Annotated in this window: 17 protein-coding genes; 14 read left to right on the plus strand and 3 right to left on the minus strand. The window is 70.1% G+C overall.

All coding sequences use genetic code 11. The features are described from left to right. Window positions 1-13: 13 nt before the first annotated feature. Window positions 14-1,309: a flagellar hook-basal body complex protein gene (locus GGQ96_RS03880; RefSeq protein WP_184111663.1), complete on the minus strand. Its 1,296-nt coding sequence runs from the start codon at window positions 1,307-1,309 to the stop codon at window positions 14-16. Window positions 1,310-1,516: 207 nt separating this feature from the next. On the opposite strand from GGQ96_RS03880, the gene GGQ96_RS03885 reads away from it, so the two are divergent. From GGQ96_RS03885 to GGQ96_RS03915, 7 genes are all read left to right on the plus strand, one after another. Continuing rightward, window positions 1,517-1,921 carry a flagellar biosynthesis repressor FlbT gene (locus GGQ96_RS03885; protein WP_184111665.1) on the plus strand — a complete coding sequence of 135 codons (405 nt, stop codon included), beginning with the start codon at window positions 1,517-1,519 and terminating at the stop codon, window positions 1,919-1,921. After that, window positions 1,921-3,273 carry a flagellar protein export ATPase FliI gene (gene fliI, locus GGQ96_RS03890; RefSeq protein WP_184111667.1) on the plus strand — a complete coding sequence of 451 codons (1,353 nt, stop codon included), beginning with the start codon at window positions 1,921-1,923 and terminating at the stop codon, window positions 3,271-3,273. Before GGQ96_RS03885 ends, fliI begins: the two co-directional genes overlap by 1 nt. Beyond that, window positions 3,270-3,698: a hypothetical protein gene (locus GGQ96_RS03895; RefSeq protein WP_184111669.1), complete on the plus strand. Its 429-nt coding sequence runs from the start codon at window positions 3,270-3,272 to the stop codon at window positions 3,696-3,698. The genes fliI and GGQ96_RS03895 overlap by 4 nt, the downstream gene beginning before the upstream one ends. Next, a complete protein-coding gene (locus tag GGQ96_RS03900) occupies window positions 3,695-4,642 on the plus strand; it encodes a peptidoglycan-binding protein (RefSeq protein WP_184111671.1) in 948 nt (315 codons plus the stop codon). Before GGQ96_RS03895 ends, GGQ96_RS03900 begins: the two co-directional genes overlap by 4 nt. Before the next feature lie 126 nt (window positions 4,643-4,768). Continuing rightward, window positions 4,769-5,665, plus strand: a complete 897-nt coding sequence (locus GGQ96_RS03905; protein WP_184111673.1) for a sigma-70 family RNA polymerase sigma factor — start codon at window positions 4,769-4,771, stop codon at window positions 5,663-5,665. Window positions 5,666-5,738: 73 nt separating this feature from the next. Then, complete coding sequence (locus GGQ96_RS03910; protein ID WP_184111675.1) at window positions 5,739-6,251, plus strand: hypothetical protein; 513 nt, start codon at window positions 5,739-5,741, stop codon at window positions 6,249-6,251. Between the two features lie 92 nt (window positions 6,252-6,343). Further along, window positions 6,344-7,519: a helix-turn-helix domain-containing protein gene (locus tag GGQ96_RS03915; RefSeq protein ID WP_221239752.1), complete on the plus strand. Its 1,176-nt coding sequence runs from the start codon at window positions 6,344-6,346 to the stop codon at window positions 7,517-7,519. A gap of 73 nt (window positions 7,520-7,592) precedes the next feature. On the opposite strand, the gene GGQ96_RS03920 is transcribed toward GGQ96_RS03915, so the two are convergent. Beyond that, a complete protein-coding gene (locus GGQ96_RS03920) occupies window positions 7,593-8,018 on the minus strand; it encodes a flagellar basal body protein (protein ID WP_184111676.1) in 426 nt (141 codons plus the stop codon). Between the two features lie 3 nt (window positions 8,019-8,021). Further along, complete coding sequence (locus tag GGQ96_RS03925; protein ID WP_184111678.1) at window positions 8,022-10,877, minus strand: NHL repeat-containing protein; 2,856 nt, start codon at window positions 10,875-10,877, stop codon at window positions 8,022-8,024. 100 nt (window positions 10,878-10,977) lie between these two features. Between GGQ96_RS03925 and GGQ96_RS03930 the strand changes: the two genes are divergently transcribed. The 7 genes from GGQ96_RS03930 to GGQ96_RS03960 all read left to right on the plus strand — a co-directional run bounded on the left by GGQ96_RS03930 (window position 10,978) and on the right by GGQ96_RS03960 (window position 20,302). After that, window positions 10,978-12,003, plus strand: a complete 1,026-nt coding sequence (locus GGQ96_RS03930) for a flagellar motor switch protein FliG (protein WP_184111680.1) — start codon at window positions 10,978-10,980, stop codon at window positions 12,001-12,003. Between the two features lie 4 nt (window positions 12,004-12,007). Beyond that, on the plus strand, window positions 12,008-12,691 hold the full coding sequence (locus GGQ96_RS03935) for a FliH/SctL family protein (protein WP_184111682.1): 684 nt from the start codon (window positions 12,008-12,010) through the stop codon (window positions 12,689-12,691). Window positions 12,692-12,891: 200 nt separating this feature from the next. Continuing rightward, the gene (gene fliF, locus GGQ96_RS03940; RefSeq protein ID WP_184111684.1) at window positions 12,892-14,448 is read left to right on the plus strand and encodes a flagellar basal-body MS-ring/collar protein FliF; all 1,557 of its coding nucleotides are present in this window, start codon (window positions 12,892-12,894) and stop codon (window positions 14,446-14,448) included. A 20-nt stretch (window positions 14,449-14,468) separates the two neighbouring features. Then, window positions 14,469-14,807, plus strand: a complete 339-nt coding sequence (gene fliN, locus GGQ96_RS03945; protein WP_184112228.1) for a flagellar motor switch protein FliN — start codon at window positions 14,469-14,471, stop codon at window positions 14,805-14,807. An 8-nt stretch (window positions 14,808-14,815) separates the two neighbouring features. Next, window positions 14,816-16,105 (plus strand): sigma-54-dependent transcriptional regulator, encoded by a 1,290-nt coding sequence (locus GGQ96_RS03950; protein WP_184111686.1) that lies wholly within the window; start codon window positions 14,816-14,818, stop codon window positions 16,103-16,105. A 14-nt stretch (window positions 16,106-16,119) separates the two neighbouring features. Continuing rightward, complete coding sequence (flhA, locus tag GGQ96_RS03955; RefSeq protein ID WP_184111688.1) at window positions 16,120-18,198, plus strand: flagellar biosynthesis protein FlhA; 2,079 nt, start codon at window positions 16,120-16,122, stop codon at window positions 18,196-18,198. 100 nt (window positions 18,199-18,298) lie between these two features. Then, window positions 18,299-20,302 (plus strand): flagellar hook-length control protein FliK, encoded by a 2,004-nt coding sequence (locus GGQ96_RS03960; RefSeq protein ID WP_184111690.1) that lies wholly within the window; start codon window positions 18,299-18,301, stop codon window positions 20,300-20,302.

A 20,302-nucleotide genomic window follows, 5' to 3' on the forward strand; every position in this document is an offset into this window, starting at 1 on the left:
TCCGTTCCTTATCTTAGCGCTTCAGGTTGCTGACTTCCTGGAGCATGTCGTCCACCGTGGTGATGATCTTCGACGAGGCGCTGTAGGCGCGCTGGAAGCGGATCATGTCGGTGAACTCCTTGCCCAGGTCGGAGGTCGAGCCCTCCAGCGAATAGGAGGCGATGCTGCCGCCGCCCTCGCCCGGCGCGACGATCTTGAAGTCGCCCGAGAGGCTGGAGGCGGTGAAGCCGTTGCCCGGCGTGCGGTTCAGCCCGTCGGGATTGGCGACGGTGGCGATCGGCAGCTTGAACACCGCGCGCGAGGTGCCGTCATCGAACTTGGCGCTGACGATGCCGTCCTTGCTCACCTCGATCGCGGCGATCGTGCCCAGCTTGCCGCCATTGACCGTCGACGTCACCGCATAGCCGGTGTCGTAGGAGGTCAGGCCGTTCACCCCGCCATTGTCGCCCAGGTTGAGCGCGATCGGCGACGATCCCGAGCCGTTGGTCCAGCTCGGCGTGATCGATCCGAACAGCGCGGCGCTGCTATTCGCCTTGTCCAGGCTGCCGTCCGGGTTGAACTTGATCGTGCCGCTCGCCAGCAGCCCGCCGCTGGCGGACACGTCGCTGGCCGGCGATGCATAGATCTCGCCCTGCCAGGTGTTGACGCCGGTGCGGATCACCGAGAAGTTGACGCGGTGCGACACGCCTTGCGCGTCGGTCACGTCCATCGGCCGGGTAAAGGCCGGCGTCACCGCGCCGGAGGCCAGGTTCCCGGCGGTATAGGCGCCAGTGAAGGCCGCCGTGGTGGTCGGAAAGTTCGCCTTGATCGTCATGGTGGTCGTCGCGCTCGCGGTGCCCTGGAGGTCGCTGAGCTTGATCGGCCCCAGGCCGTTCATCGTGCCGGTGTTGGTGTAGCTGCCGTCCGGCGCCAGCCGCCAGCCCTGCAGATAGGCGCCCGAGGTGTTGACCAGATAGCCGTTCTTGTCCGGCGCGAACGAGCCGGCGCGGGTCAGCGACACCGAGCTGCCGGGGGTGGACCCCATGCGCGTCACGAAGAAGCCGTCGCCGGCGATCGACAGGTCGGTCGAGTTGCTCGACGAGACGGTCAGACCCGCCTTGCTGATCAGCGAATGGGCGACGGCCTTGACGCCGCCGGCGACATAGGTCGCGCCCGCGCGCCCCTCGCCGACCATCGTGCTGAACTGGGTTTCGGTGGCCTTGTAGCCGATCGTGTTGATGTTGGTGATGTTGTCGGCGACGGCCGCGATCGCGCTGCTCTGCGCGTTGAGGCCGGACACGCCGGCCGACAGGGCGGAATAAAGGCTCACTTGTGCGTCTCCAATGCGGGACAGGACGGGGGACAGCGGCGGGCCGATGCCCGTCTTAACCGGTTATAGAGGGAGGCGGTCGCGTCCGGTCGCCACCGGGCCGGTTTTGCCGCCCCCGGACCGATCCACGGCAAAATTTGCCGGGCCGCGCCCGAACCTGCCCATACGCTTCCTATAAGACGGGCATCACATGAATGGAGCCGACCGATGACCCTGCGGATTGCGTTGCGCGATGGCGAGAAGATGATCGTGAACGGCGCGGTCCTTCGAGCCCGAGGCCGCACCGAGTTGCTGATAGAAAATCAGGTGTCGCTGCTGCGCGCGCGTGAGGTGATGCATCCCGACCAGGCCACGACCCCGGCCCGTCGGCTCTATCTGGCGACCATGTTCGCCTATATCGACGAGGCCAATCGCGCGGGCCATCGGCTTCAGGTCGTCGATATGCTCGCCGATCTGATGGGCGTGTTCGAGACGCCGAGCGGACGCACCGCCTGTCTGGAGTTTGCCAGCTTCGTCGCCGTCAGCGACTATTATCGCGCGCTCGGCACTTGCCGCGTGCTGATCGACCATGAAGCGGCGGTGTTCGCCCGCATCCAGGGGGAGGCCGCCTGATGCGCCCGGACAGCTCCTTCGCCATGGCCGCCGCTTCCTTGCGCGACATGCCGCGCGAGGACCGCTACGGTGTCGTCGTGTCGGTGCGCGGCGCGCTGATCGAGGTCGCCGGCCTGACCGGCGCCGCCGCGATCGGATCGCGCCTGCGCATCGCCCATGACAAGGGCACGCTGGAGGCCGAGGTGACCGGCCTGGAAGGCGATCTGTGCCAGTGCCTGCCGTTCAGCGACCCCTATGGCATCGCCACCGGCGCGCGCGCGGTGCTGGCCGCCGGCCAGTTCAACGTCCGCCCCGACGTGACCTGGCTGGGCCGCATGGTCGACGGTCTGGGCCGCCCGGTCGACGGCCGCGGCGTCCTGCCCTCCGGCCTGGTCGCGCGGCCGATCCGCGCCGCCCCCCCGCCCGCCGCCGAGCGCGCCCGGGTCGGCGCCAAGCTGGAGACGGGGGTGCGCGCGCTCGACGTGTTCGCACCGCTCTGCACCGGGCAGCGGCTCGGCCTGTTCGCGGGATCCGGCGTCGGCAAGTCGGTGCTTCTGTCGATGCTGGCCCGCTGGACCAAGTGCGACGTGGCGGTGATCGGCCTGATCGGCGAGCGCGGCCGCGAGGTCCAGGAATTCGTCGAGGACGATCTGGGGCCGGAAGGCCTGGCGCGCAGCGTCGTGGTCGTCGCGACCAGCGACGAGCCCGCGCTGATGCGCCGCCAGGCCGCCTGGACGACGATGGCGATCGCCGAGCATTTCCGCGATCAGGGCCTCAACGTGCTGTGCCTGATGGACTCGGTCACCCGCTTCGCCATGGCGCAGCGCGAGATCGGCCTGGCCAGCGGCGAGCCGCCCGCGACCAAGGGCTATACGCCGACCGTCTTCGCCGAACTGCCGCGCCTGCTGGAGCGCGCCGGCCCCGGCCGCGCGGGTCAGGGATCGATCACCGGCCTGTTCACCGTGCTGGTCGACGGCGACGATCATAACGAGCCGGTCGCCGATGCGGTGCGCGGCATCCTGGACGGCCACGTCGTCATCAGCCGCAAGATCGCCGAGCGCGGTCGCTACCCGGCGATCGACGTGCTGAAATCCGTGTCGCGCACGCTGCCGCACTGCCACGACGCCGCCGAGAACGAGACGCGGCTGGCCGCGCGCCGCATGTTGTCGACCTTCGGCGACATGGAAGAGATGGTGCAGCTCGGCGTTTACAAGCCCGGATCCAACCCGGACGTGGACACCGCGATCCGCCTGGCGCCGACGATCGAGGGGCTGCTGAAGCAGGGCAAGCAGGACCGCGGCCGCGCCGATGAGATCTTCGCCGACCTGAACGCCCTGATCCAGGGCGCGTCGACGCTGGTGGAAGCGGCATGAAGACGCCCTACGACACCGCGCTGCGCGTCACCGACCGGCAACTCGACCAGGTGCGGGCGGCGATCGGCCACGCCATCGAGGAGCTGCAACGCGTCGAGCTGGCCCAGCGCGCGATCGACGCCGCGATGCGTCGCGAAAGCGCCGCTTCGGGCAGCGACCATCGCCTGCTGACCGAGCATTTCTTCGTGCGCGCGCGCGCCGACCGCCAGCGCCTGCGCGAACGCCGGGCGCTGGCCCATGCGCAGCTGGAGGACCTGCGTCGCCAGGCGGTGGACTGCTATGGCTCGCGCACCGCGATCGAGAATGCCGCCGACAGCTTCCGCGAGGAAGCGCTGCGCGTCGAGGCCACTGCCGAGCAGATGGCGACCGACGACCGCATCGGCGCACGCGCCGGGCGGCTACGCCGCGCCAGTCCCCGGCCGTGATCGACCGCCTCGCCTTCCAGGCGCTGCCGCCCGCGCGGCGCGCGGCGCTGATCTATGGCGAGGCGCAGGCGGAAATGTCGCAGCGCCTGTGGCGCGCCGCGCTCGGGCCGGCCGGCCGGTCCGACCAGGAGGATGGCGGCCGCCTGCCGTCCTTCGACAGCGACACGCGCCGCGCCAATCTGGATTCGCTGCTCGCCCTGATCGGCGAGGGGCCCCAGTCCCCCACCACCCCTGCCGCGCCGGCGACGCCTGCGGCCAGCGCCGCGCCACCGACGACGCAATCAATTGAGGTCGAGGGGCTGGGCCCCAACCAGGTCTATGCGCCCGCGTTGCGCACCGCCGCCGCGCGCACCGGCATACCCGCCACCGCGCTGGCCGCGATCGTCGATGCGGAGGCGGGCAAGGACTCGTCCGGCCGCTGGCAGACACTGTCCCGCAATCCCCGTTCCAGCGCCGCCGGCCTCGGCCAGTTCCTCAGCCGCACCTGGGAAGGCATGGCCGAGACTCCGGGCACCTGGCTGAACGCGCTCGCCGGCGCCAATGGCTGGCTGGGCGAACGTGGCCAGGTGCTGGCCGGGGCGCGTGCCCAGGTGCTGGCGCTACGCTACGATCCCACCGCCGCGATCAACGGTATCGCCGATTACGCACGCCGCAATCTCGACGGGCTGCAACGGGCCGGCGTCAGCATCGAGCGGGCCGAATCGGGCACGGCGCGCCTCGCCTATCTCGCGCATCACCTGGGCCTGGGCGACGCGATCCGCTTCCTGCGCCATGGCGGGCTGGACGAGCATCGCGCCCGCACCCTGCTCCATGCCCAGGTCGGCAGCGGCGACAGTGGCCGTCGAATCGCCCAGGCGGGCACCGCCGCCGCCGCGCATCGCAACTGGCTGCTCGGCTATGTCGATCATCATATCGACGCCGGGCGCTTCGCGCGAACCCTCTGAAACGCGCCACCTTCCGTTATAGGAATAACAAACATCCCTAACGGATTCATACAGGATGTTAACCATTCTCCGCCATTAAGGTTCTCGTACGGAGCGAGCGTCGCTCCTGGGTTTGGGGAACCTGCAATGTCCAAGATCACCGCCGCTCTGGAAGCCGCCGTCGCCACCGTGATCGCCACCACGCCCGCCGAGGGCGAGCGGCAGACGAACCGGCAGCGCGTCGAATCGGAGCGCGCCTTCGCGACCATCCTGAAGCTGATCGCACCGCGCATCCGCCACTTCATCCGCCAGTACGGCCTGCTGGCGCACTGGGAGGATGCCGAGCAGGTCTGCGCGATCGGCGTCCACCGCGCCATCCAGGCCTACGACCCGGACAAGGCGCAGTTCACCACCTTCGTGAACTGGCAGATCCGCGGCGAGCTGCAGGGCCTGCGCTTCCGCCTGATGACCGACCAGCGCCCCTCGGCCAAGCGCGTCGCCGCCACCACCGTGTCGCTCCATGCCGTCTCCACCACCGGCGAGGGCGAGGAGAACAGCCTGGAATCGATGCTGCTCGACGAGGACTCGCTGGAGCGGACCGAATCGGGCGCCTCTTCCTATATGGCCGACACCACGCGCACCCGCCTGGTCAGCGAATATGTCGATCATCTGCGCACCGTCGGCATGGACCAGCTCAAGCGCCGCGCCCGCACCCGCGCTCCGGCCGCCGGCACCACCACCGGCCCGCGCCTCCGCTCCGACCTCTATCCGGTCGACCCCACCGAGGTGCGGGCGCTGGAGGAGCGGATCGCGACCCATCGCGAGGCGATCGAGCGCCGGCTGGGCCTGGGCGAAGACGAGGGCGCGCCCGCGACGATCGACGATGCGGCGCGCGAACGCTCGCGCCAGGTCGCGAAGCGGGCGGCGGTGGCGATCGCCGACCTAGCGCAGCGCACGCCGCGCTTCGCCGACGCCATCCGGACCCCCGCCCTGCCTGCCCGGCCGCGCGGCATCACCAAGTCCGCCGCCGCCGCCGCCCGCTGATCCCGTGCCGCCGCACCGCCGCCCGATCGCAATAACCGCGACCTACGCCCTGAACGGGCGGAACTCTCCTAGAATGAACACGGATCGGGAGAGCGTATCGATGATGGGCGACGAACTGGTGGACAAGCGAATCGCCCCGTTGATGGCGCTGGTCGACATCGACTTCCAGCAAGCCGCCGGCGACCTGATCGTCGTGGCGCGGGGCCTGCTCTCGCTCAGCGATGCCGCGCTGCTCGCACGAACGCCGGACAGCCGGCTGACGCTGTGGAACGCCGACTCGCGCATCTGCCCGGACCGCGCCCGCGTGCTGACCGGCGACCCGGTCCTGCGCCCGGCGGTCGTCGCCTTCGATCTCGCCGCGCGCCAGTTGCTTGCCCGGCTCGCCACCGCCCCTGGGATGGGGGCTGCGGTCACGCTGGTGACCGACGGCACCGGCCTGATGCTGACCCATGACCGGCCAACGAGCGATCCGACCTGGCTGCTCGGCCTGGCCGGCCGCGACGGCCATGCCCTGCCCGTCCTGCCGATGGCGACCGACGGCATCTGGCCGATGCTCGCGGCGAGGGACCGCCCCACGCTCCACTGACGGTGCCGCTTCGCACCTATCGAAAGCGGCGTTCATCCGATATGCAGGCCTGGCAAGGGACAGCGCGCCCGTCTGAGCTTGGGAAGTAGGAAATGGATCCTGTCCGCTCGGCCGCCGAGGCCGATGTACCGCCGCGTCGCCGGCGCACCCGTCGCGGCGACCCGATCGTCGCCGTCCATCCGCCCGGCACCATCCCGGTCGATCGCTTCCGCAACGTCGTCTTTCCCAACCATATCCGCGAACGGCGGATCGAGCGGGGCCAGCTGAAGCTGCTGCCCTTCGCCGCCACGCTGCGCGACATCCCCTATATCCGCCTGTCGAAAATCGAGCGGGGCGAGGTGTTCGCGCGCGCCGACGAACTGGTGCGGATCGCCGCCGCGCTGGAGGTTCCGCCCACCGCGCTGCTGCTCGACATGGACGCGCCTGATTTCGATATCGAGCGCTGGTACGCGCCCTTCGCCGAAGGAGCCGCGAGCGACGACGAGACGGAGGCGCGGATGGCGTTGCTGCTCGCCGCCGCGATGCGCCACCGCCGCGCCACCGACCCGCGGCTCAGCGCGCCGCGGCTCGACCGCGACTATGACATCCCGCCGGTCATCCTGTCGCGGATCGAGAACGCGCAGAAGGGGCTGGACCGCTGGAACCGCCAGACGCTCGATTCGCTGTGCCGCCTGTTCGAGGTCGCCGATGACGCCGCCTTGCGCAAGCAACTGGTCGCCTGGCACGAGCAGGGCGTGCTGGAGCCCTATCTGGCGTCGATCGGTGGGCCGCAGCGCCGCCACGAGCGCAGCCGCCAGCGGATCGCGGCGCTCCGCCAGGAGCTGGCGCGGCTGTCGGACGGAACGCCGGGCGCCTTCCCGGTCGATGCCGCGCCCGGCCAGTTGCCGCCTCCAGTCGCGCCGGGCCAGCGCATGGTGCCGCTGTTCGGCGCGCCGCTGGCCGACGGGCTGATCGCGATGACGCCGACGGGGATGCGCGCGGAGGTCCCCGCCATCGCCGGCCCGCGCGCCTTCGCCCTGCGTGTCTGCCGGGCGACGCTGGGCGGCGGCCTGCCCGGGCAGTCGGTGGTGATCGTCGATCCCGACCGGTATCCCCAGGCGGGCGGGCTGGCGCTGGTCGAGGTGGAGGGCGGCTATCGCCTGGTGTCGGTGGCGCTCGACCGCCATGGGGCGATGAGGGGGTACAGCGTCGTGCCGGAGACCGAGATCGCGCTCGACCCGCTGCCGCCGGGCCATGTCGCGGCGGTGGTGGCGGCGCTGTTCGTCTGACCGCGGTCGGCGCGGATCAGCTTCCGCTGTTGCCGCCCGCGGGATTCTGTCCCCGCTCTTGGCGTCCGTGGGCTCAGCCGCCGCTCTTTCCGATCGCGGTGCGCAGCAGGCCCTGCTGCTTGCGATAGAGGCTGGTCATGGCGGCGAAGTCCGACTGGATGCGCCCCATCTTGAGCAGCTGGTCCTCCAGCGTCACATTGTTGCCGTCGGGCTTGGTCTCGCTGACGTCATGGTCGATGATGACCGAACCGCTGCCGCGCAGCGGTCGCGCGCCCAGCGCGCTCATCCCGGCGGTCAGCGCGACCTGCGGCCGGGCGATCGTCGCCGGCCCCGAATGCACGTCGAGCAGTGACGAGAAATCGGGCGCGACCACGTCCTGCGCCTTGTAGCCGGCCGTCTCGGAATTGGCGATGTTCTGCGCCACGACCTTCTGCCGCTCGGCGAGATGCCGCATCTCGCGCGCGATGCCGGAAAGAATGGGGGGAATGCCGTCGGCCATGGCTTAAAATCCGAAAGAAAAGGAGGAAGAGGACGCGGAACTCAGCCGAGCAAGCGCGTCTTGATAGCTCGCGGTCTGCGCGTTGATCCGCGCGATAGCGGCGGCGTCGCCACCACCCTTGTTCTTCTGCGGATCCGCCCGCGCCGCCTTGGCGTCGTCCCAGTAGAGCGAGCGATAAGCCGACTGGCTGTAGGACACCGCCTGTTCCATGCGGGCGAGCGCAATCTTGGCATCGTCCTTGGTCGCGATCGTCAGGCTGTCGCTCAGATCAAGACCGAAGCTGCCGCCTGGCGTCACCAGCGGCGCGCCTTTGGCTACGGTGGCGGGTGCGGTAATCCGGCGGGCGTCCAACCCCAATTTAGCCAGGGCGTCGCGACCATTGGAACCGGCGATCAACTCGATCTCCTGACCTGGTTGAGCGGCGATGCGCAATGCGCGCCCCCCCTCGGCATAGCTCATCGACACGGTGGCGAACCGGGTGCCGGTGGCCTTGCGGACCTTCTCGGTCAGGGTGGACAACGTCTCGCCCTCCGCGATCGTGATCGCCTTCTCCCTGCCGCCATTGACCTTGACCTTGAAGCTGTCGCCCGGCCGAATATCGGTCTGCGCCTCCAGGTCGGTCGAGTCTTCCGGGGTCAACGTGCCGCGTCGCAGGCCTAGCGCAGACAAGACGGTCGAACCGCCCGAAGCGGCCGACACGATCACTGGTTCATAGGTCCGGTTTTCACTGCCGAACTGCCGGGTCGCACCGATGGCGCCATCACTGACACCTATCCTCGCCACAAAGGCATCCAGGCTACCGCTCCGCTTTCCGGCAAGATCGCCATCGGTCCGCCCGCCCACATAGAAGGCGCCGTTCATGAAGCGCACGCTGTCGATCTGATCGTTGCCGCTCGTGCCGATATAACTGGTGGAGGCGCTGGTCAGATCGCTAGCGATACGGGTCAGGAAACCGTCTCGCCCGCCCCCCATCGTGTTGACCTTGCCGCCGGCAACCTCGGCGCTGGTCGCGCCGGCGACTGCGATCGTACCGTCGCTGGCCACCGCCAGCGCGCGCGCATCGGCCATGCCCAGGTCCAGCTTGGCCCGATCGGTGTCGAGCGAGGTGAGATTGATCGTGCGGACCACGGCACGGCCGGATTCGTTGGTCAATGCGACCAGCGAACCATCGGTCCCGAACGCCAGCGAGCGCACCGCTTCGCTGCCCTTTGCATCGATCGTCCGCTGACCACGCTCCACTCCCGTCGCCGACAGGCTGACCAGGAAGCCATTGCCATTGCCGTCGCTGCCGGTGCGCCGACCGCCAACCACGATCTTGCCATCGGCCGCGACCGCCAGCGCCGTCGCAACATCGGTGCCGCCGGAGCGGATCACCGTCTCGAAGCTGCTATCGCCCGCCGCATCGAAGCGGGTCACCAGCATGTCGCCATCGCTGTTGGCGGCATCCACGCCGCCAGTCACCGTGCCCGCGACGACGATCCCCCCGTCCGGCGCCAGCGTGATCGCGGCCCCCTGCGCCGAACCGGCCGTCCCCAACGTGCGCTGCCAGAGCACCTTGCCCTCGCTGCTGACCTTGATCAGCGCCAGATCGTCTTTTCCGTCCCCACGATTCGTGCCGAGGTCGCCGGCGGTGGTGCCGACGATATAGCTGTTGCCCTCTGCATCGGTGACCATCGCCTGCGTGGTCAGCGCAGCCATCACCGTAGCGTCCTTCGTACCGGTCTTGGTCCTGGTGGCGCTGCTCTCCTGGCGGAGCTGCTCCCCCTCGGTGGCGATGCGGTCCGTCGCGTTCAGCGTTGTGAGGGTGCGGCGCTCCAAATCGCTACCGGCCCGGTCGAAGCGGGTCAGCGCGGCGGCAACTGCGCTGGTCGTGGAGCCGACCTTGACGGGCGTACCGTCGCGGTTCGTGTCGGTATTGATGGTGCGCTCGGTGAACCCGGCCGCGACCATCACCGCATCGTCACCGCCGATCTGATCGATCGTCAGCGACTCCGTGGCGTCCTGCTGGATCTGCAGCGAGTAGCGTCCCGCATCCTTTTCCGCCTGTGTGGCGGTCGGGCTTTTCGACGGAGTCGGCGTATACAAGGTCGCGAAGCGGGTGACGTAGCGCGATACTTGGTTGCCTTTACTGTCGGTCAGGGCGGATCCGTCCGCGTTCAGCTTGGGTACTGCGCTGATTGCGGCATTGGCGGCCTTGACCACATCCGACAGGCTGGGCGGTTGCGGCAGCTTCGACAGGTCGAGCGTCACCGTGTCTTTCGTGCCATATTGCTTGAGGGTGATCGAGAATTTCTCGTTGCCGACCAAGCCCGACAGCGGCGCGTTGACGCTGTCGGCGACGAGCTCGCCCTTGACCGAGGTCATGGATTGCGTGGACGAGGTCTGAATACCGACGCTCTGCACCTGCCGCGCCGCCCGGCCATAGGCCAGGTCTACTTTGTCCGAGGGAGCCGAGGACAGATACGCCTTCATATCCGCAAGTCCCTTGGCGAACGCCTTTTGCAACCCGGCGCGTTCCGCCTCGGAAACGCCGGGCTTGGTTGCCGCCTCGGCCAGCATTCGCAACCGTTCGCTCGCCTTGTAAGCCGTGAACACGGTTTTCACATCGTCAGGCATCTTGCCGATAAAGGCGCTCGGCTTATCGACAACAGATTTCATCGACTTGATCTGCGACACTTGCATGCCGATCGAAGCGGTCGATGGCTTCTCCTTCCACGGCGCCGTGATGACCGGCGTGGTGAAGGCGGCCTTGGCGAGGCGCTGCGCCTTGGTCTCGATCTTTGGCATCTCGAAGCTGTTGGCGATGCCGGCATTGCCGCTCAGCACCCCCAGTCCGATCATCGCGCTGTAGTTGGCCATGATTTCCGCTCGCCCCCGCCCGGTCGATCCGGTCCCTCCTATAATAGGATGGTTCGCCCTTTCGGGATCGCGAACTGGTGCAATTTACGGGAAGGTTACCATGACGATGCTGATCGAACCGGCGGAGCTGAAACGCTATAGCGGCATCGAACGCGCGGCGACGTTGATGCTGGTTCTCGGCAAGGAGCATGGCGCGCCAATCTGGGACAATCTGTCGGTCGAGGAGATCAAGGAACTGTCGGCGGCGATGGCGTCGCTCGGCCGTGTGCCCGCTTCGGTCGCGGAGCATCTGCTGGGGTCCTTCGCCAATGAAGTGTCCGGCATGAATTCGCTGCACGGCTCGTTCGAGACGACCGAGCGGCTGCTCGAAGGGCTGCTGCCCGGCGAGAAGGTGCGCGAGATCATGGAGGATATCCGCGGCCCGGCCGGCCGGACGATGTGGGACAAGCTGTCCAACGTCAGCGAAACGGTGCTCGCCGGCTATCTGAAGAACGAATATCCCCAGACCGTCGCGGTCATCCTGTCCAAGCTGAAGGCGGACCATGCCGCGCGCGTGCTCAGCAAGCTGCCGCGCGACAATGCCGTCGACGTGGTGCAGCGGATGCTGCGCATGGAGACGGTGCAGAAGGACGTGCTGCTCCAGGTCGAGCAGACGCTGCGCAGCGAGTTCATGAACAACCTGTCGCGCGCCCAGCGCCGCGACCCGCACGAGGCGATGGCCGAGGTGTTCAACGCCATGGACCGCTCCACCGAGGAGGCGATGCTCGGCGCGCTGGACCATGCCTCGCCCGACAGCGCCGAACGGATCCGCTCGCTCATGTTCACCTTCGAGGATCTGGGCAAGCTGATGCCGACCGCGATCGCCGCCATCGTCCGCGTCGCCGACAAGCGGCAGATGGCGCTGGCGCTGAAGGGCGCGCCGACCGGGATCCGCGACCTGTTCATGGGCACGATGACCGAACGCTCCGCCAAGCTGATGCGCGAGGACATGGCCGGCATGGGCCCGGTCCGCGCGCGCGACTGCGAAGAGGCGCAGAACGGCCTCGTCCGTCTCGCCAAGCAGCTCGCCGACTCCGGCGAGATCATGCTGAACGATCCCAAGAACGACGATGCGATGATCGCCTGACGCCATGGACCATAGTTTCCACATCCGCCCCTTCGCGTTCGAGCGCGTGTTCGAGGCGACCCCCACGTCGGGGTCCGGCAACGACGCGCTGTCGGCGGACGAGCTCCGCCTGCGCGTCGCCGTGCTCGAAGCCGATCTGGTGGTCGCGCGGCAGGACCGCGAGTCGGCGCTGACCGACGCGCGCGGCGAAGCCTATGAGGCCGGCCGCGCCGCCGCCCGGCTGGAGCGCGAGGCGGCGCTGCTCGCCGCCGTCGATGCGCTCCATGCGACCGTCGAGGAGATCGAGGGCGAACTGTCCGCGATCGCCGACCGCTGCACGCGCGAGGCGGCCGAGGTCGCCCATGCCGCCGCCGAGATGCTCGCCGCCCGCGCCATCGCCGAGGCGCCAGGCGCGGCGATCGATGCCGCGATCGGCCGCGTGCTGCAACAGGTGCAGCGCGGGCAGGAAATCCAGGTCTCGGTCGCGCCGAGCCTGGTCGCGGAGATCGAGCGGCTGATCGCGGTGCGCCAGGCCGGCGATCGCCGACGATTGGCGCTGAGCGTGGTCGGCGACGCCACGCTGGCGGAGGGCGACGCGCATATCCATTGGGATCGCGGCGGTGTGGTGCTGGACGGCGCGGCGCGGGCCGAGGCCGTCCGTCAGGCGCTCGCCGGACTGTTGTCTGGACCGCCGCCGCACGACGGCTGACCGCGCCCCTATCCCCTTTCCGTCCTGCGAGGCCCGTGGATCGTCGGCGATCCGCGGGCCTCGTCGCATTCCCGCCACCCGGCAGTGCCTGCCCGTCTGATGCGTCGCGACGGCAAGTTTTTCCGCCCGGCACAAACTGCCGACCGCCTGCCCGCCTATAATGAACCCAGCAATTGGCACCGGCTCGGACAGGACGGATCTTGGATCAAGTCAGAACATTTTGGACCCAGATCGGACGCCAGCGCCTCCTGATGATGGGCGGCGTCGCCGCAGCGATGCTTGCGGTGCTGGCGATGGTCGCCCTGCGCGGCGGCGACGAGCGCATGGGGTTCCTCTACACCGACCTGGACCCTTCGTCGGCCCAGGGCATCGCGGAGAAGCTGAAGGGGCAGAGCATCCCCTTCCAGCTGTCGGCCGACGGCACGTCGATCATGGCCCCGGAGAGCAAGCTCGCCGAACTGCGCATGGCGATGGCCGGCGACAAGCTGGGCGGCAAGATCGGCTATGAGGTGCTGGACCAGGAGGAGCCGTTCGGCGTCTCCGCCAGCCGCGCCAAGCTGAACGAGACGCGCGCGATCGAGGGCGAGTTGTCGCGCTCGATCCAGACCCTCCAGAACGTGACCGGCGCGCGCGTCCATATCGTGATGCCCGAGCGGGCGATGTTCGCGACCAGCGCGACCAAGGCGACCGCCGCCGTCACCGTGAAGACGCGCAGCCGCCTGCCGGCCGAAGCGGTGCAGTCGATCCGCTATCTGGTCTCCTCCTCCGTCCCCGAACTCTCGCCCGAGGCGGTGTCGATCGTCGACCAGTCGGGCGCGCTGCTCGCCCGCGCCGGCGACGCCGCGACCGGTGGCGCCAGCACCACGGACGAGCGCCAGGCCCAGGTCGAGGGCCGGATGCGCGACGAGGTCGAGGCACTGCTGTCGCCGATCGTCGGCCAGGGCAAGGTGCGCGCCGAAGTGTCGGCCGAGATCGACCGCGACCAGACCCAGGAGGAATCCGAGGTCTATGATCCCGACAAGCAGGTCGTGGCGCATGTCGTGACGGTGGCCGGCAAGGACCAGTCGAACGAGACGAACGCGGCTCCCGCGGTCGCCAGCGTCGCCACCCAGCTGCCCGATGCGCAGGGCAAGACCGGTGACGGCAACGGCAAGACCGAGGCGCACGACCAGACCTCGGAGGACACCACCTATCTGAACAGCAAGACGCACAGCGTCGTCACCCGGGGGCCGGGCAAGATCAAGCGCCTGACCGTCGCGGTGATGGTCGATGGCGGCGCCAAGGGCCTGCCCGCCCCCCAGATCCAGCGCCTGACCCGGCTGGTCGAGAATGCGGTCGGCGCGGATACGCAGCGCGGCGACAGCGTCGTCATCGAAAGCATGGCCTTCGCCGCCGACGAGACGCTGGAGGACGATGGTCCCGGCCTGTTGTCGAAGCTGCCGGTGGACATGCTCGCCGGGTTCGGCAAGCTGGTGCTGATCGCGGCGGTCGGCCTGGTCGCGATGAAGATGATCCGCGCGCCCGGCGCCGACAAGGCGGCCGCCGCCACCGAGGCCGCCGCGCCCGCCGCGCCCGAGCTCGAAGGCGTCCCCCAGCTGCCCGCCGGTGCGGACGTGCCCCGCCTGCCCGCCGCCGATGCCGGCCTCGCCCATATCGATGGCGATGTGAAGATCGCCTCCCTCCAACGCGTCGGCGATGCCGTCGGCGCCTCGCCCCCCGAAGCCGCCGCCGTCATCCGCCAGTGGATGAACGCGTGATGGAGCCCGCAATGACCGACATGACCGACAACACCGCGATGGTCGCCGATCCTTCGGCGCAGGACTTCCTGGAGAATCTGGAGGATTTGGATCAGGCCTCGAGCGAGGGCGACCTAGCCGACGGGCTGGAGGCGGTGCACGACGTGCCCGTCCGGGTGCAGGCGGTGCTGGGCCGCTCGCGGATGCCGATCGGCGAGCTGCTGCGGCTCCAGACCGGCATGGTGATCGAGCTGGACCGCAAGGTCGGCGAGCCGGTCGACATCTTCGTCAACGATCGCCTGATCGCGCGCGGCGAAGTGGTGCTGATCGACGAATCGCTGGGCGTGACGCTCACCGAAATCGTGCAGTCCGAGAAGTGAGCCACGGCATGGACCCGCATGAGATCCGCATCCTGCTGATCGGCCGCCCGGCGAGCGAACTGGACCGGGCCGCCGCGCTCGCCGCCCAGGCCGGTGCCGAGGTGGTGGTGGCGCATGACGAGACCACGGCGATGGCGACGATGCGCCGGGCGCATGTCGCTCTGGTCATGATCGACGTCGCGCTGGATGTCGCCGGCTTCATCGCCCAGCTCCGCGCCGAGCGGTTCGCGGTGCCGGTGCTGGCCTGCGGCGTCGATGCCCCGGCCGCGCTGGCGGTGGCGGCGATCCGCGCCGGAGCCGACGACTATGTGCCGCTGCCCCCCGAACTGGCGATGATCGCCGCCGCGCTGGCCGCCGCCGCCGAGCGGCCGGGATCGACCATCATCGGGCAGGACGCCGCCCTTCGCCGCGCGGTCGACTTCGCCGGGTCGATCGCGGCCGCGCGGATGCCGGTGCTGCTGACCGGCCCGGTCGGCGCGGGCAAGGCGCTGCTGGCGCGCACCATTCATGCGCAATCCGGGCGCCAGGGGCCGATGCTGACGGTCGAATGCGCGGGCGTGCCGGCCGATGTGCTCGAATCCGACCTGTTCGGGCACCAGGCCGGTGCGTTCCCCGAAGCGGTGGCCGATCGCTGCGGCAAGCTGGACGAAGCGCGCGGCGGCACGCTGTTCCTGCGCGACATCGACTGGCTGCCCGCCGCCCTCCAGGCGCGGCTCGCCATGGCGCTGGCCTCGGTGCCGTCGACCCGGTTGATCGCCTCCACCACCGCCGACCTGGCCGCCCTGGTCCGGGACGGGCGGTTCCGCGCCGACCTGGCGGCACGGCTGGACGCGGCGCGCATCGCGCTGCCGCCGCTTACCGAGCGCCTGCCCGACATCCCGCTTCTCGCCCATCATTTCGCCGCGCGTGTCGCCGCTACCGAAGGATTGCCGATGCGCCCCCTGACCGATGATGCGCTGTCGCTGCTGGCCGGCCACGGCTGGCCCGGCAATGTCGGCGAACTGGAGAACGTCGTCCGCCGCGCCGCCGTGCTGGCGCGCGACGAGCGGATCGGCGCGCTGGACCTGGTGCTGTCCGACGGCAGCCGCCTGTCGCCCGCGACCGATCCCTCCGACGGCATCGATCCGCTGGTCGGCCGCACCGTCGAGGAGGTGGAGCGCGCGCTGATCCTGAAGACGCTGGAGCGGTGCCGGGGCAATCGCACCTCCGCCTCCAACATCCTGGGCATCTCGGTGCGGACGATGCGCAACAAGCTGAAGATCTTCATCGAGGCGGGCATTTCCGTCCCCGCCGCCTGACCGGACGATAGACGATGCCGGCCCTCACCAATATTCTCCAGCGGATCGGCGCCAATCGCGACATGGCGCTCGCGATCGGCGTGGTCGCGATCATCGGGATGCTCATCCTGCCGATGCCCGGCTGGATGCTCGATCTGGGCCTGGCCCTGTCGATCACCCTGTCGGTGATGATCCTGATGACCTCATTGTTCATCGACAAGCCGCTCCAGCTCTCCGCCTTCCCGACCATCCTGCTCATCTCGACCATGTTGCGGCTGGGCCTGAACCTCGCCTCGACCCGGCTGATCCTGGGTCACGGCCATGAGGGCGCGCATGCCGCCGGCGGCGTGATCGCGGCGTTCGGCGAGTTCCTGATCGGCGGCGAGACGGTGATCGGCCTGACGATCTTCATGATCCTGATCGTCATCAACTTCGTCGTCATCACCAAGGGCGCGGGCCGCATCGCCGAAGTCGCGGCGCGGTTCAGCCTGGACGCGATGCCCGGCAAGCAGATGGCGATCGACGCCGACCTGAACGCCGGCACGATCGACGAGACCCAGGCGCGCGAGCGGCGCAGCGAGGTCGAGCAGGAAAGCGGCTTCTATGGCGCCATGGACGGCGCGTCGAAGTTCGTGAAGGGCGACGCGGTCGCCGCCCTCCTCATCACCGCGATCAACGTGCTGGTCGGGCTGATCATGGGCGTGCTGGTCCACGGCGTGCCGCTGGCCGAGGCGTTCCACACCTATACGCTGCTGACCGTCGGCGATGGCCTGGTCAGCCAGATCCCCGCGCTGATCGTCTCCATCGCCGCCGGCCTGCTGGTCACCAAAGGCGGCGCGAGCGGCAAGACCGGCGCGGCGCTGGGCGATCAGCTCGGCCGCTATCCCAAGGCGTTCGGCATCGTCGCGGTGCTGCTGGGCGGGCTGGCGCTGATCCCGGGCCTGCCCTTCCTGCCCTTCGCGATCTTCGCCGGGCTGACCGGTTGGGCGGCGTGGAAGCTGGACAAGGACGCCAAGGCGAAGGTCGTGGCCGACCGGGCCAAGGAGATCGCCGCCACCGCCACCGAGGTCGCGCCGGAGGAACCGATCAGCCGCACGCTGGCGATCGACGCGGTTCGGATCGAGATCGGCTATGCCCTGCTGCCGATGATCAACGACGAGCAGCGCGAGCCGCGCCTCGACGACCAGGTCCGCGCGCTGCGCCGGCAGATGGCGGCCGATTACGGCTTCGTGCTGCCGGCGGTGCGGATCATCGACAATCTCGCGCTCAAGCCCAACGAATATGTCGTCCATATCAAGGAGACGGAGGCGGCGCGCGGCACCATCCGGCTCGACCGGCTGCTGGTCATCAACCCCGACGACCATGGCCCGACCCTGCCGGGCGAGCCGACGCGCGAGCCGGTGTTCGGCCTGCCTGCGCTGTGGATCGACCGCGGCCTGCGCGACGAGGCGGGGATGCGCGGCCTGACCGTGGTCGATTGCGGCACGATCATCACCACTCATCTGACCGAGCTGGTGAAGGAGAATATCGCCGACCTGCTGAGCTATACCGAGACGCAGAAGCTGCTGAACGAAGTCCACAAGGAGTCCGAGAAGCTGGTGGCCGACATCGTGCCGACCAAGATCAGCGTGTCGGGCGTCCAGCGCATCCTCCAGAACCTCCTGTCCGAGGGCGTGTCGATCCGCGACATCCCGACGATCATGGAGGGGATCGCGGAAGCCGCGCCGGTCACCACCAACCTGACCCAGATCACCGAACATGTCCGCAGCCGCCTGGCCCGCCAGATCTCGGCGCAACAGGCGCGGGGCGGCGTGATCCCGGTCGTCACGCTGACCGGCGAATGGGACGAGGCGTTCGCGGAAAGCATCGTCGGGCATGGCGACGAGCGGCAGCTCGCGATGGCTCCGTCGCGCCTGCACGCCTTCCTGGCGGCGGTGCGCGACACGTTCGACCGGCTGGCGCAGGACGGCGAGATCCCCTGCCTGCTCACCAACCCGTCGATCCGACCCTTCGTCCGCTCGATCATCGAGCGTGCCCGGCCGGCCACCGTCGTGCTGTCGCAGACCGAAATTCATACCCGGGCGCGCATCCGCTCGCTGGGGACGGTCGGATGACCCGGTCCCTCCCCGCCCGGCCCCGCTACCCCCTGCCCCGCTCCCCCCTGCCCCGCTCCGCCGCACATGAATCGGGCACGTCTCGCCCCAGGAGGTCCGCATGAACGCGCTCAGCCCATTCTCCACGCTCATCGCCCCCGCGCCGGCGGGCCGGCCCGTCGCGGGCGCCGGACTGGTCGCGCCGATCGAGACGGTGGCCGCCCTGGACGGCTTTGCCGGCTGGCTGCCGGCGGGCCTGGCCGCGACGACGTCGGCGAGCGGTGCCGTCGCCACCATGCTGACGGCCGCGCCGGCCCCGCGCGTCGCCCAGCCGTTGACGCCGCCCGCCACCGCCCTTGCGACGCCCCTGGTCTCGACCGCGATCGTCGGCACCGGGACCGCCGTCACGGCGGAGCCGGACCCGACATCGGCGGCGACGCCGGCCGCGGAGCCGATCGTCGGCGCCGGACTCGCCGAATTGGCGACGCTCGTTCCGGCCCCGGCTCCCACATCGCCCCCCGTGGCGGCCCCCGCGGCGGCCCCCGCGGCGGCCACGCCGCCCGCTACGGCGCCGAATGGCAGCGCCAGCATCGCCGATCGGGCGGAGCTCGCCCGTGCCCCGGCGACGCCGTCGGCCCCAAAACCGAACGGCGGCGTCGACACGGCCGGGCTGCGCCTGCCGCTGACCTCGATCGCCTCGCCGCCGGCGGACGGCGTCACGCCGCGCGGCTTCGTTCCGAAGACAATGCCGGTCGTTGGTGCCGGCCTGCCGGACCGGGGGACGGCGGACGTGCAACCCGTCATGATCGCCGCAACCGCAGCGGTGGCGGCGGCCGCCGCCCCGTCCGACGGCGTCGATCCGATGGCGGTCCCTGCCGCGCCCGCGGACGCGCCGGTTCCGGCGTCGGATGCGGGCTGGGCGACACCCGCGCCCGCCACCGACAGGACCAGCGATGGGGCCAGCAACGGCACCAGCAACGGGGACAGGGTCGCGGCCACGACGCGGCCGAACGGTCGCGTCGCCGTCCCGGCCGGCCAGCTCGTGACCGCCCGGGCGGCGATGGCCGATCCGGCGGCGATGGCCGATCCGGCGGCGCTGTCCGATCCGGCAGCGATCGTGGAGCCCGCCGAACCCGTCTCCAGCCCGGACGCGGACACCGCCAGCGCCGGTCGCAAGGAGCGGCTGGCGAAACGGGCGGACGCCATGTCCGCCGCCACGCCGGTCCTGCTGGCGGAAACCGGGCTTGTACCGCCGCCGGGTACGCCCGTCGCGGCCGGCATGGTGCCTGCTCCACAGGCCGGGAGCCCGGCCGATGACGGCGCGATGCCGGAGCGGGAAGCGCGCACGCGCCTGGCTGGCGGCCCGTCCACCGCCGCCCGGGTCCTGCCGGCATCTGCGTTGGTCGCCGGCCCAAGCGCCCCGATCGCGGCCGCAGGCGACGCGACCGACGCCGCGACCGCCGATGGCGCCACGATGGCCGGCGACGCCAGACCCGCCGCCAAGACCGTGACGACCGAACCCGCGACACCCGACCGCGCCACGGGCGAGGCCAAAGACCAGACGCCGGCCGCGCCCTCGTTCCGGGCGCAGGTCGACGCGGTGCAGCCGGCGGCGAAGCCCGTTCCCCCCCAATCCGCCACTGGCCAGCCCGCGCCGGCCGCCGTACCGGTCGCGCAGGCCAGCCATATCGGCCACGACACCGCCATCGCCATCGCCCGCCATGTCGCCCAGGACGGCGGCGAGTCGCTGACCATCCGCATCGCGCCCGCCGAACTCGGCCGGATCGAGGTGCGGCTGGCGTTCGACGATGGCGGCACGCTGCGCGCGACGGTGGCGGCCGACCAGCCCGCCTCGCTCGACCTGCTTCGCCGCGATACCGACTCGCTGGTCCGCGCGCTTGGCGACGCCGGGGTGCGCGCCGATTCGGACAGCCTGCGCTTCGACACCCGATCGGACGGCGGCGCAGGGGGCGGCTTCGCCTCACCGGGCCAATCCGGCGGCGGCGGCCAGGGTCGCCGCACCCCCTTTTCCGCTGGCCCGTACGCCACGCTGACCGCCGGTGACGAGCCGGCCGCCGAAACCCCGATGCTGTCGCCGCGCGGTCGCGTCGACCTGATGGCCTGA

The organism is Sphingomonas abaci (genome assembly GCF_014199625.1).
Lineage (GTDB): Bacteria > Pseudomonadota > Alphaproteobacteria > Sphingomonadales > Sphingomonadaceae > Sphingomonas > Sphingomonas abaci.

What these genes read in the sequence shown, in the direction of transcription:
- GGQ96_RS03885 (WP_184111665.1), top strand. Translation starts at nt 1,517, where the DNA reads ATGACCCTGCGGATTGCGTTGCGCGATGGCGAGAAGATGATCGTGAAC.
- GGQ96_RS03905 (WP_184111673.1), top strand. Translation starts at nt 4,769, where the DNA reads ATGTCCAAGATCACCGCCGCTCTGGAAGCCGCCGTCGCCACCGTGATC.
- GGQ96_RS03950 (WP_184111686.1), top strand. Translation starts at nt 14,816, where the DNA reads ATGGACCCGCATGAGATCCGCATCCTGCTGATCGGCCGCCCGGCGAGC.
- flhA (WP_184111688.1), top strand. Translation starts at nt 16,120, where the DNA reads ATGCCGGCCCTCACCAATATTCTCCAGCGGATCGGCGCCAATCGCGAC.
- GGQ96_RS03910 (WP_184111675.1), top strand. Translation starts at nt 5,739, where the DNA reads ATGAACACGGATCGGGAGAGCGTATCGATGATGGGCGACGAACTGGTG.
- GGQ96_RS03930 (WP_184111680.1), top strand. Translation starts at nt 10,978, where the DNA reads ATGACGATGCTGATCGAACCGGCGGAGCTGAAACGCTATAGCGGCATC.
- fliN (WP_184112228.1), top strand. Translation starts at nt 14,469, where the DNA reads ATGACCGACAACACCGCGATGGTCGCCGATCCTTCGGCGCAGGACTTC.
- GGQ96_RS03920 (WP_184111676.1), bottom strand. Translation starts at nt 8,018, where the DNA reads ATGGCCGACGGCATTCCCCCCATTCTTTCCGGCATCGCGCGCGAGATG.
- fliI (WP_184111667.1), top strand. Translation starts at nt 1,921, where the DNA reads ATGCGCCCGGACAGCTCCTTCGCCATGGCCGCCGCTTCCTTGCGCGAC.
- GGQ96_RS03915 (WP_221239752.1), top strand. Translation starts at nt 6,344, where the DNA reads ATGGATCCTGTCCGCTCGGCCGCCGAGGCCGATGTACCGCCGCGTCGC.
- GGQ96_RS03925 (WP_184111678.1), bottom strand. Translation starts at nt 10,877, where the DNA reads ATGGCCAACTACAGCGCGATGATCGGACTGGGGGTGCTGAGCGGCAAT.
- GGQ96_RS03935 (WP_184111682.1), top strand. Translation starts at nt 12,008, where the DNA reads ATGGACCATAGTTTCCACATCCGCCCCTTCGCGTTCGAGCGCGTGTTC.
- GGQ96_RS03960 (WP_184111690.1), top strand. Translation starts at nt 18,299, where the DNA reads ATGAACGCGCTCAGCCCATTCTCCACGCTCATCGCCCCCGCGCCGGCG.
- GGQ96_RS03895 (WP_184111669.1), top strand. Translation starts at nt 3,270, where the DNA reads ATGAAGACGCCCTACGACACCGCGCTGCGCGTCACCGACCGGCAACTC.